Here is a 10,807-nt window from a genome sequence, read left to right as displayed (position 1 = left end):
CCGGATGCCCGCCGCCGCGGGACGCGCGACCACGCACGGCGCCCGCGAAGCCAGCGCCGCCTCGACACTGCCTTCCGCCGGTTCGTCCAAGGCCTGCTCGAACATCCGGAACCCCAGCGGACCGGCCGGGTCGGGCACCAGGCCGGTCGTCGTGCCCGAGACGGCGGTCAACGCGAGCGCGAAATAGCGCTCCCCCAGCTCCGCGGCCAAGTGCGTGCCCGCGGACGGCGCCGTCATGCCCGGCATCGGCGAGAACGGCACGCGCTGGAGGTGTCCGTTGTGGATCATCAGCACGATCTTCTCGCCGGGGAACCGCCGCCGCAGCAGCCGCACGGTGGCCGCCATGTAGGTGTCCCGCGACGAACTCTGCGGCTCCGGCGCCCGCCCGGCCATCAGCGCGTCCAGCTCCCGCAGGTAGAGGTCGACCCGCAGCGCGCCCTCCGCGTCGTGCGCGGCTTCGGGCGCCAGTGACTCGACGTGTCCTTTGAGGACGGTCAGCGCCACGGTGGCCGCGTCCCGCTCCGCGACACTCATCTCCTTGTACCGGCCCGGCGCAACCGCACTGCTCACCGACGCGTACGGCTCGCAAGCCGCCAGCGCTGCGTCCACAAGGGACACATTGGCGGGATCCACCCGCGACAGGACTTCGCGGACCGCCCGCAGCGCGGGGACCGGCGAGCCCGCCGAACTCGGTACGTCCAGGCCCGCGAACCGGACGCCGCGTCCCCGCAGCCAGGTCAGCATCTCGTGCACCTCGGCCGAGTCGCCGAGGCCGAACGTGAAGCCGTCCCGGGCGATGTCGGCGACCTCGCCCGGGCCACCCTGCAGCCACGCGTCGACCAGGTGCCCCTCGGCGAAGCCGCCCTCGAACCCGAGCACCGTGAACCCGCGTTCGGTGACGAGGTGGCGCAGGAGGCGGTCGCGCAGCACGCCGAACTCGCGGATGTGATGGTTGTTCTCGCCGATGGCGACGACCTCGGCGTCGCCGATCAACTCGGCGATGGAAGCTACGGCGATGGGTTCTGACATACTGAGCACACTAACGCAACAGGAGTAGCAGTTGGCAACCGAGATTTCCGGGACCAAGCGCCCGGGCGGCCGCACCGAGCGGACCCGCCTCGCCGCGCTGAACGCCACACTGGAGCTGCTCGGCGAACGCGGGTACGCGGAGCTGACCGTCGAGGCGGTCGCCGAGCGCTCCGGCGTGCACAAGACGACGCTCTACCGCCGCTGGGAGTCCGCCGAGGGCCTGGTCGCGGCGGCCCTGCTGATGGGCGCCGAGCAGGAGTGGGCGGTGCCGGACACCGGTTCCCTCGAAGGCGACCTGCGCGCGATCAACCTGGAGCTGGTGCGCTACTTCACCACCCCGGGCGAGCGCGAGCTGCCCACGGCGTCGATCTCGGCGGCGTTCCTGTCCCCCCGCGCGGCCGACGCCCTGCGCGAGTTCTACGTCGACCGCCACGCCCGTTCGGGGGCCGCCGTGGCCCGGGCGATCGACCGCGGCGAAGTCCCGCCCGGCACCGATCCCGTGGAGCCGGTGCGGGTGGCCTGCGGGCCGATCTTCTACCGCCTGTTCGTCTCCCGGGAAGGCGTGACGCCGCGGGACGCCGACATCGCCGCGAAAGCCGCCGCGGCCGCCGCGAAAGCCGGCGTGTTCACGGCAACGGCCGACTGAACCGCACCACATCCAGGGTGATGCCGTCCAGGGTCTCGGTCCCGGTTTCCCCGTCGGGCCGCCAGCCCTGCCGCCGGTAGAAGGCCTTCGCCCGGTCGTTCGTCGCGAGCACCCACAGGACGGCGCTGTCACCGGACATCCCTTCGACGACGCGGTCGTGCAGCGCCCGGCCGAGACCCCGGCCCCAGAACTCCGGCAGCAGGTACAGCGCGTACAGCTGCGAAGGCCCGAAGGCGGCGAAGCCCGCGACGACGCCGTCCTCCTCGAGGACCAGCACCTGCCCCGCGCCCTCGCCGATGCGCCGCGCCCAGGAAGCCGCCCGTTCTCCGGCCGAGAGACGCGCGAGGAAGTCGTCCGGCAGCAGGCCCGCATACGCCGCCTGCCACGACGCCACGTGGACCCGCCCGATCGCCGGGGCGTCGGCGACCGTGGCCGCGCGGATCAGCTCTTCTCCAGGTACTCCGCGCGCTCGACGTCGACGACGTCGGCGACCATCTGCGCCAGGCCGCGGTACTTCGTCAGCTCCGGGTCCTTGGTGACGAGCTCCTGCGCCAGGGCCCGGGACGCGGCGATCACGTCCTCGTCCCGCAGCAGCGACAGCAGCTTGAGCGTGGACCGCTTCCCGGACTGCGCGGCGCCGAGGATGTCGCCTTCGCGGCGCAGCTCCAGGTCGAGGCGCGACAGCTCGAAACCGTCCGTCGTGGACTCGACCGCCGCCAGCCGTTCGCGGGTCGCCGTGCCGTCGAGGGTCTCGGTGACCAGCAGGCACAGCCCCGGCACGCTGCCCCGGCCGACGCGGCCGCGCAGCTGGTGCAGCTGGCTGACGCCGAACCGGTCGGCGTCCATGATCACCATCGCGGTCGCGTTCGGCACGTTCACGCCGACCTCGATCACCGTGGTGGCCACCAGGACGTCCAGCTGGGCCGCCGAGAACGCGCGCATCACGGCGTCCTTGTCGTCGGGCGGCATCCGGCCGTGCAGCACGCCGATCTTCAGGCCCTGCAACGGACCGTGCTCCAGTTCGGGGGCGACCTCGAGGACCGCGAGCGGCGGCCGCTTGTCGCTCTTGTCCGACGGCGGCTCGTCGCCGATCCGCGGGCACACGACGTACGCCTGGTGCCCCTTGCCGACCTCTTCGCGCACGCGCTGCCAGATCCGCTCGAACCAGGCGGGCTTCTCGGCGACCGGCACGACCGTGGTGGCGATCGGCGACCGCCCGACCGGCATCTCGCGCAGCGCGGAGACCTCCAGGTCGCCGTAGACGGTCATCGCGACCGTGCGCGGGATCGGCGTCGCGGTCATGACGAGCACGTGCGGGCTGGTGTCGCCGGACCCGCGGGTGCGCAGCGCGTCCCGCTGCTCGACACCGAACCGGTGCTGCTCGTCGACGACGGCGAGGCCGAGGTCGGCGAACTCGACGTGGTCCTGGATCAGCGCGTGCGTGCCGACGACGATGCCGGCTTCCCCGCTGACGATCTCCAGCAGCGACTTCTTCCGCTCCTTCGCGCCCATCGACCCGGTGAGCAGCGTCACGCGCGTGGCGTTCTCCGCCGCGCCCAGCTCGCCCGCCTGGCCGAGGTCGCCGAGCATTTCCCGCAGCGACCGCGCGTGCTGCGCCGCCAGGACCTCGGTCGGCGCCAGCATCGCGGCCTGCCGCCCGTTGTCGACGACCTGCAGCATCGCCCGCAGCGCGACGACCGTCTTGCCCGAGCCGACCTCGCCCTGGAGCAGCCGGTTCATCGGGTGCTCGGACGCCAGGTCCGCGGCGATCTCGTCGCCGATCCCCCGCTGGCCCGCGGTCAGGTCGAAGGGCAGCCGCTTGTCGAAGGCGTCCAGGAGGCCCCCGCTGACGTGCGGGTTGGCCTTCGCCGGGCGCGAGATGGCCGAGTGGCGCCGCTGCGCGAAGATCAGCTGGACGGCCATGGCTTCGTCCCACTTGAGCCGCTTCTTCGACGCCTCCAGGTGCGCCCAGTTCTCCGGGCGGTGGATGCCGCGCAGCGCGTTGTCGAGGTCGGCCAGCTTGTGCAGCCGCCGCAGCTCGGCGGGCATCGGGTCGTCGTCGACCTCGAGGACGTCCAGGACCTGCCGCACGCACTTGGCGATCGACCAGGTCGGCATGCCCTGCGCCGCCGGGTAGACCGGGATGATCGCGGCGAGGAAGTTGTCCATCGCCTCGGCTTCGTTCTCGGCGTCGAACAGCTCGTACTCGGGGTTGGTCAGCTGCAGGGTGTCGCGGAAGGCGGACACCTTGCCGGCGAACAGCCCGGTCTTGCCGGGGACGAGGTCCTTCTCGCGCCAGGCCTGGTTGAAGAACGCGCAGGTCAGGCGCCGTTTCCCGTCGGTGATGACCATGTCGAGGATGGTCCCGTTGCGGGCCTTCATCCGCCGCTTGCTCACCTTTTCGATGCGCGCCAGCACGGTGGCGTGCTCGCCCAGCTCGAGGCCGTGGATGTCGGTGAGCTCGCCGCGCTCGGCGTAGCGGCGCGGGTAGTGGCGCAGCAGGTCGCTGACCGTCTCGATGTCCAGCGACGTGGCGAGCGCCTTCGCCGTCTTGGCGCCCAGCAGCAACGGCAGCTTGTCGCGCAGTCCGGCCATCCGCTATTCGACTCCCATCAGCAGCACGGCGTCCGCCTGGCCGCTGGCGTAGCCGGCCATCTCCACCTCCGGGTGCTCCACCCGCAGCTGCTCCGCGAGCTCCTCGGCGACCCCGGGCGGGGCCGCCGCCCCGCTCAGCACCGTCACCAGCTCCCCGCCGAGCGCCAGCATCCGGTTCAGCACCTTCATCGCGGCCGCGACCAGGTTCGTCTCGGACGCGGGCGCCGGCTCGATCAGCACCACCTCGTCGTCGACCAGGCCGACCACGTCGCCGGACTGGGCCCGGCCCACCCAGGTTAGCGACTCCTCCTGCGCGATCCGCAGTTCGCCACGCCTGGTCGCGGCGGCCGCTTCGGCCATCGCGACGACGTCGTCGTTGGTGCGTCGCCCGGCGTCGTGCACGGCGAGGGCGGCCAGCACCTGCACCGGCGACGCGCACGGGATGACCACGACGTCCCGGTCGGCGGCCATCGCGTGCCCGGCCGCGGCGTCGGCCGCGGCGGTGAGGGCGACGCTGCCCGGGAGCACCGTCACCTGCTGCCCGGCGGCCTCGTTGAGCAGGCCGATCATGTCCTCGACGCTCGGCGTCCCGCCCTCGGGCACGGCGAGCACCGGGATGCTCTCGGCGCGCAGCAGCTCGGCCAGCGCGCCGCCGTGGACGACGGCGACGACCGTGCGGTCGATCCCGCCGCCGGGTTCGATCGGCGTCGGCGTGAGCAGGGGCTCGACGCGGATCTTGCGCGGGCGGCCGAGCGTGAGCCCGGCTTCGATGGCGGCGCCGATGTCGGCGCAGTGGACGTGCACGGCGTGACTGCCCGAGCCGTCGCCGGCCACCGTGACGCTGTCGCCGAGGCCGCTCAGCTCCTTGCGCAGGATCGGCAGGCTCGCTTCCTCGACGCCGTCCAGGAGGTACATGACCTCCCAGGCGTAGGACTCGGCGTGGCTGTGCGCGTGGACTTCGAGGGGGTGTTCCTGCTCGATGGGGGCACCGGTGAGCACGCCGACCAGCGCGTCGAGCACCGCGACCAGGCCGCGGGCGCCGGCGTCGACGACCCCGGCCCTGGCCAGCGCGGGCAGCTGCTCGGGCGTCTTCTCGAGGGCGTGCGCGGCCTCCTTCGCGGCTTTCGCGGCGATTTCGGCCAGGGGGCTCGTGTCGCCGCGCACGGCGAGGGCGACGGCGTGCAGGACGGTCAGGATCGTTCCGGCGACCGGGCGGCTCACGGCGCCGGTGGCGACCTCGTCGGCGTGCCCGAGCGCCGCGGCCAGCCACGGGCCGTCCAGGTCGCCTTCGGCGCGGTCGGCGAGCCCGCGCACGACCTGGGAGAGGATCACGCCGGAGTTGCCCTTCGCGGAGGCGACCGCGCCGCGCGCGAGGATCTTCAGCGCTTCGGCGGCGGTTTCCGGGGTCGCCTCGGCGAGTTCCCGGGCCGCGCCAGTCATCGTGAAGAGCATGTTGGAGCCGGTGTCGGAATCGGCGACGGGGTAGACGTTGATCTCGTCGATGGCCGGCCGCAGGCTCGCGAGACTGTGCACACAGCCCGCCGCCCAGGCCGACACCGCCACCGCGTCCAGCACCCGCACCCCGTAACCTCCTGACCGGTCCTCGGGCAGCGTATCGACCCGGTGCGGGGGCTCGCGAAAGCAGTAGTTACTATGGTCGAGTTGCCCAGTGCATCTGGGCTCATCTCTATGACCCAGATCCAAAGGAGTTCGACGTGGCTGCCGTGTGCGACGTCTGTGGCAAGGGACCCGGCTTCGGCAAGTCGGTCTCGCACTCCCACCGCCGTACCAACCGCCGGTGGAACCCGAACATCCAGACCGTCCACGCCAAGGTGGGTGTGTCCCAGCGCAAGCGCCTGAACGTGTGCACCTCGTGCATCAAGGCGGGCAAGGTCGTTCGCGGCTGAGACGAAATTTTCGGGGTGGCGAGTGCTCGTGGAGAGCACTCGCCATTTTTTCGTCTCAGGTGTCTTCTGGGGGTCGAACCCCCAGACCCCCGCCAGGGGGCAAGCCCCCTGGACCCCCGGCGGGGTCACCTGAGCGGTCAGCTCACTTGAGGAAGTCCGTCAGCAGGGGCTTGAGCGCGTCCGGGAACTGCAGCACCCCGTGGTCCTGCCCTTCCAGGGTCTCGTGCCGGGCGCCGGGCACCGCCGCGGCCGCCGCGCGGGCCCCCGCCTGGAGTGCGTCGTCGCTCGCGCCGCCGCCGATCACCAGCGTCGGAATCCCGATGCGGGCCAGGGAGGCGCGGGGCCGGGCGTCCGGGCCGCAGATCGTCAGGTCGTACGGCAGCGTGTGCGCCAGCGCCGTGAACCAGCCCCACACCGGGGCCTGCTTCATCCCCCCGATCATCTCTTCCGGGGTGCCCGCGACCTTCAGGAACGTCGCCACCGCGCCGTCCCGGTCCCCCGCCGCGAGCTGCGCGCGCACCTCGGACACGACGTCGGCCCGCGGGTGCCCGTCCGTCGCGTACGGCGGCTCGTACGCCACCACGCGATCGATCCCGATGCCCGCCGCGGCCGCCTCCAGGGCCAGGACCGCGCCCGACGAGTGGCCGAACACCGACGCCGTCCCGCCCACGTGGGCGATCAGCGCCGCGAGGTCCTCGATCTCACGCTCGACGGCGTACTCGGCCGAGTCGCCGGAGTCACCGCGGCCGCGCCGGTCGTAGTTGACCGCCGTGAAGTCGCCGGCCAGGACTTCGGCCAGGCCCACCGTGGTCGTGCGGTCGTTGAACGCGCCGCCGACCAGGATCACCGGCGGGCCGTCGCCGCGCTGCTCGAAGAAGATCGGCGTGCCGTCGGCCGAGGTGACGTTCATGGTGTGTCCTCCAAGGTTCGGTTACCCCTGGTCGGAGCCGTCACGCGGATCCGGACACCGAACCTACGGGAGTTTCCAGTCGACCGGCGCCGCGCCCTGCTGCTCCAGGAGCTGGTTGGCCCGGCTGAACGGCCGGGACCCGAAGAAGCCGTTGTGCGCCGAGAGCGGGCTCGGGTGGGCGGACTCGATGCACGGGACGTCGCCCAGCATCGGGCGCAGGTTGCGCGCGTTGCGGCCCCACAGGATCGCCACCATCGGCTCCGACCGGGCCGCGAGGGCCTTGATCGCCTGCTCGGTGACCTCTTCCCAGCCCTTGCCCTGGTGCGAGTTCGACTTCCCCGGCTGCACGGTCAGCGCCCTGTTGAGCAGCAGCACGCCCTGCTCGGCCCACGGCGTCAGATCACCGTTGGACGGCAAGGGGTGGCCGAGGTCCTCGGCGTACTCCTTGTAGATGTTGACCAGGCTCTTCGGGATCGGCCGGACGTCCGGCGCCACCGAGAAGCTGAGGCCGACCGCGTGCCCCGGCGTCGGGTACGGGTCCTGCCCGACGATCAGCACGCGGACGTCGTGGAACGGCTGCTTGAACGCCCGCAGCACGTGCTCACCCGCCGGCAGGTAGGTCCGGCCCGCGGCGATCTCCGCGCGGAGGAACTCCCCCATCGCGGCGACCTGCGGCGCCACCGGTTCGAGGGCTTTCGCCCAGCCTGCCTCGACGATGTCCTGCAGCGGTCGTGCGGTCACGGCGCGAAAGCCTACCGGGCGTGGCCGACGTCACCCGAGCGGGTCGAGCCGCCTCAGCTCCGCCCGGAACCGCTTGCCGCGCTCGACGTAGGAATCCACGACCATCGCGATGTTCTCCGGCCCGAACGACTTGTTCTCCCGCACCTTCGCCGGGACGCCGAGGGCGATCTCGCCGGTCTTCACGTGTGACCCGTACGACAGCACCGCGCCCGCGCCGACCATGCCGCCGTCCTCGATCACCGAGCCGTTGAGCACCACCGAACCCGACGCGATCAGGCAGCCGGTCCCGATCGTCGCGCCCTCGACGTGCACCGCGTGCCCGATCGCCGACGACGGCCCGAGGATCGTCGGGTGCCGCTCCGTGCAGTGCAGGACGCAGCCGTCCTGGACGTTGGAGCGCTCGCCGATCTCGATGTAGCCGTGGTCACCGCGCAGGACCGTCTGCGGCCACACCGACGCGTGCGCGCCGATCCGGACGTCGCCGATCACCGTCGCGTCCGGGTGGACGTAGGCGTCGGGGTGGATCGTCGGCTCGAGCGAACCGAGTGCGTAGATCGGCATGCCGCCTCCGGGTGACTGCGGTTTCACGTGCCATGCGATTGGATCACGGCATCGCCGCGAACCCACAGAACCGTCCGAGAAGCAGCCCGCTCCTGCTCCTCCTCGTCGTGCTGACGTGGCTGCTCAGCCTGCCCGTCGCAGCCGCGGCGCCGGCGAACGGCCTGGCCGGCACCCCGCCGATGGGCTGGAACAGCTGGAACCAGGTCCGCTGCTACGACCTCACCGAGGACGTCGTCAAGAGGGCGGCCGACGCGCTGGCTGACACCGGACTGCGTGACGCGGGTTACAAATACGTCGTCGTCGACGACTGCTGGCAGGCACCCGCCCGGGCCGCCGACGGCTCGCTGCAGGCGGACCCGAAGCGGTTCCCGAACGGGATCGCCGACCTCGCCGACTACGTGCACTCCCGCGGCCTGCTGTTCGGCATCTACGCCGTGCCCGGCAGCCGGACCTGCGCGATGGCCAACGACGCCTACCCCGCGTCCGGGATCGGCTCGCTGGGCCACGAACGCCAGGACGCCGAGACGTTCGACCGCTGGGGCGTCGACTACCTCAAGTACGACTGGTGCAACGCCGACACCGTCGACGGCCTCGACCGGAAGGCCGCCTTCGAGAAGATGCGCGACGAACTGGCCGCGCTGCCGCGCCCGATCGTCTACGCGATCTCCGAGTACGGCGTCTCCAGCCCGTGGACCTGGGCGCGGCCGGTGGCGAACCTCTGGCGCACCACCTACGACCTGGTCCCGACCTGGGATTCCGTGCTCGCGACGATCGACCAGCAGGCCGGCGTCGCCACCCACAGCGGCTCCCCCGGCGGCTGGAACGACCCGGACATGCTCCAGGTCGGCAACGGCACGCTGACCGCCGACGAGTCGCGCGCGCACTTCAGCGTCTGGGCCGTGCTGAACGCGCCGCTGTTCGCCGGCACCGACCCGGCGAAGCTGGGCGGCACCGACCTCGCGACGCTGGGCAACGCCGAAGCGATCGCCGTCGACCAGGACTTCGCGGGCAGCCAGGGGCGGCAGCTCGACACGGGCCCCGGCTGGCAGGTGTGGGGAAAACCGTTGAGCGACGGCGGTTTCGCGGTGGTGCTGCTCAACACCGGCAGCACCACCGCGACCGTCTCCGCGTCGATCCCCGGGTCGTGGAACGTCCGCGACCTCTGGGCCCACCGGGACGTCGGGACCGGAGTTTCGGCGTCCCTGAGGCCGCACGCCGCGGCCCTGCTGAAGCTCACGCCGAGGTGAGGTCCTTGCCGAAGCAGCGGCTTTCCGGCTCGTTCTTGTAGACGCCGAAGTGCGGGATCTCGGTGTAGCCCGACGACGTGTAGAGCGCGATCGCTTCCGGCTGCTTGGTCCCGGTCTCCAGGACCGCGCGCTTGCGGCCGCACAGCGCGGCCGTGCGTTCCAGCTCGGACAGGATCATCCGCGCGAACCCGCGGCCGCGGGCGGAATCGGCGACGTACATCCGCTTGAACTCGGCATCGCCGTCCCGGAAGTCGGGCTCGGGGCCGTCGTGGGCGCGCCATGCCCCGCAGGCGACCGCTTCCTCGCCCTGGTAGCCGACGAGGAACAGGCCTTCCGGCGGATCGAAGTCCGCGGGGCTCATCGGGGTGGCGTCCTCGCTGCCGTAGCGCTCGACGTACACCTGCTGCACCGCGGCCATGAGCTTGGCCGCGTCGGGGTGGTCGTAGGGAACTGGAACGATTCTCACGCTTCCGGAGCCTAGATCAGCGCCAGTGCGTCCATCCGCCTTCCCGCGAAAACGGTTTCCCGTCGACGGTGATCCCGGAGCCGGCCATGGTCACGACGCCGATCACGCGCCAGCCGTCCGGGAGCTCGGTGAACGGCGGGAACGTGGCCGCGAGTGCGTGGTCCTCGCCACCGGTGAGCACCCAGTCCAGGGGGTCCGCGCCGAGGGCGGCGCCGACCTCGGTGAGCCGGGCGGGGATGTCGAGGTCGGCGGTGCGGACGTCGATGCCGACGCCGGAGGCTTCGCCGATGTGGCCCAGGTCGGCGAGCAGGCCGTCGGAGACGTCGATCATCGCCGTGGCCCCGGCCAGCGCGGCCCGCGGCCCGGCTTCGTAGGGCGGCTCGGGGCAGCGCTGGGCGTTCACGACGCCGACCGGCGAGCGGAACCCGCGGCCGAGCACGGCCAGGCCGGCCGCGGCCCAGCCGAGCCGCCCGTTCACCGCGAGGACGTCACCGGGCCGGGCGCCCGAGCGGGTCACCGGCTCGCGGTCGCCGAGGTCGCCGAGCGCCGTGACACTGATCACGAGCTGGTCGGCGCGGACCATGTCGCCGCCGGAGACGCCGACCCCCGCGCGTTCGGCCTCGGCCCACATGCCGTCGGCGAGACCGGTGACGACCTCGCGCGGGGTGTCAGGCGGGCAGGCGAGCCCGACCAGGACGGTGGTCG

At 72.3% G+C, this 10,807-nt stretch carries 12 protein-coding genes; 3 read left to right on the top strand and 9 right to left on the bottom strand.

Annotated features, from left to right (window positions below; all coding sequences use genetic code 11):
• A partial coding sequence (locus tag CCN39_RS16930) for an erythromycin esterase family protein (protein ID WP_086843087.1) occupies nt 1-1,029 on the bottom strand: 1,029 nt, incomplete at its 3' end.
• A 31-nt stretch (nt 1,030-1,060) separates the two neighbouring features.
• Between CCN39_RS16930 and CCN39_RS16925 the strand changes: the two genes are divergently transcribed.
• A complete protein-coding gene (locus tag CCN39_RS16925; protein ID WP_086843085.1) occupies nt 1,061-1,675 on the top strand; it encodes a TetR/AcrR family transcriptional regulator in 615 nt (204 codons plus the stop codon).
• Here CCN39_RS16925 and CCN39_RS16920 read toward each other — a convergent pair.
• The 3 genes from CCN39_RS16920 to CCN39_RS16910 are packed head-to-tail and all read right to left on the bottom strand — an operon-like array spanning nt 1,656 to nt 5,851.
• A complete protein-coding gene (locus CCN39_RS16920) occupies nt 1,656-2,069 on the bottom strand; it encodes a GNAT family N-acetyltransferase (protein WP_244210823.1) in 414 nt (137 codons plus the stop codon). The genes CCN39_RS16925 and CCN39_RS16920 overlap by 20 nt on opposite strands.
• A 47-nt stretch (nt 2,070-2,116) precedes the next feature.
• On the bottom strand, nt 2,117-4,270 hold the full coding sequence (gene recG / locus CCN39_RS16915; protein ID WP_086843083.1) for an ATP-dependent DNA helicase RecG: 2,154 nt from the start codon (nt 4,268-4,270) through the stop codon (nt 2,117-2,119).
• A 3-nt stretch (nt 4,271-4,273) separates the two neighbouring features.
• Nucleotides 4,274-5,851, bottom strand: coding sequence for a DAK2 domain-containing protein (locus tag CCN39_RS16910; RefSeq protein ID WP_086843081.1), 1,578 nt, complete (start codon nt 5,849-5,851; stop codon nt 4,274-4,276).
• 134 nt (nt 5,852-5,985) lie between these two features.
• On the opposite strand from CCN39_RS16910, the gene rpmB reads away from it, so the two are divergent.
• Nucleotides 5,986-6,177: a 50S ribosomal protein L28 gene (rpmB, locus tag CCN39_RS16905; RefSeq protein WP_003091970.1), complete on the top strand. Its 192-nt coding sequence runs from the start codon at nt 5,986-5,988 to the stop codon at nt 6,175-6,177.
• Nucleotides 6,178-6,319: 142 nt separating this feature from the next.
• Here rpmB and CCN39_RS16900 read toward each other — a convergent pair whose 3' ends face one another.
• From CCN39_RS16900 to CCN39_RS16890, 3 genes are all read right to left on the bottom strand, one after another.
• Entirely contained in the window at nt 6,320-7,087 is a 768-nt protein-coding gene (locus CCN39_RS16900; protein WP_086843079.1) for an alpha/beta fold hydrolase, read from the bottom strand.
• A 63-nt stretch (nt 7,088-7,150) separates the two neighbouring features.
• A complete protein-coding gene (locus CCN39_RS16895; protein ID WP_086843077.1) occupies nt 7,151-7,828 on the bottom strand; it encodes a uracil-DNA glycosylase in 678 nt (225 codons plus the stop codon).
• Nucleotides 7,829-7,858: 30 nt separating this feature from the next.
• On the bottom strand, nt 7,859-8,389 hold the full coding sequence (locus CCN39_RS16890; RefSeq protein WP_086843075.1) for a gamma carbonic anhydrase family protein: 531 nt from the start codon (nt 8,387-8,389) through the stop codon (nt 7,859-7,861).
• A 107-nt stretch (nt 8,390-8,496) separates the two neighbouring features.
• On the opposite strand from CCN39_RS16890, the gene CCN39_RS16885 reads away from it, so the two are divergent.
• The gene (locus tag CCN39_RS16885; RefSeq protein WP_244210822.1) at nt 8,497-9,636 is read left to right on the top strand and encodes a glycoside hydrolase family 27 protein; all 1,140 of its coding nucleotides are present in this window, start codon (nt 8,497-8,499) and stop codon (nt 9,634-9,636) included.
• Here CCN39_RS16885 and CCN39_RS16880 read toward each other — a convergent pair.
• Both CCN39_RS16880 and CCN39_RS16875 read right to left on the bottom strand, forming a co-directional pair.
• A complete protein-coding gene (locus tag CCN39_RS16880) occupies nt 9,623-10,102 on the bottom strand; it encodes a GNAT family N-acetyltransferase (RefSeq protein ID WP_086843072.1) in 480 nt (159 codons plus the stop codon). The two genes, CCN39_RS16885 and CCN39_RS16880, sit on opposite strands and share 14 nt — an antisense overlap.
• Before the next feature lie 16 nt (nt 10,103-10,118).
• A partial coding sequence (locus CCN39_RS16875; RefSeq protein WP_086843070.1) for a thiamine-phosphate kinase occupies nt 10,119-10,807 on the bottom strand: 689 nt, incomplete at its 5' end.

Origin of the sequence: Amycolatopsis kentuckyensis, from assembly GCF_002155975.1 — a bacterium.
Taxonomy (GTDB): Bacteria; Actinomycetota; Actinomycetes; order Mycobacteriales; family Pseudonocardiaceae; genus Amycolatopsis; species Amycolatopsis kentuckyensis.
The sequence above is the reverse complement of the archived record's forward strand: the minus strand, read 5'-3'. Positions and strand labels throughout refer to the sequence as shown.

Bases quoted from the DNA above. Each gene is read 5' to 3' on its own strand.
- recG (WP_086843083.1), bottom strand. From the start codon at position 4,270: ATGGCCGGACTGCGCGACAAGCTGCCGTTGCTGCTGGGCGCCAAGACG.
- CCN39_RS16900 (WP_086843079.1), bottom strand. From the start codon at position 7,087: ATGAACGTCACCTCGGCCGACGGCACGCCGATCTTCTTCGAGCAGCGC.
- CCN39_RS16890 (WP_086843075.1), bottom strand. From the start codon at position 8,389: ATGCCGATCTACGCACTCGGTTCGCTCGAGCCGACGATCCACCCCGAC.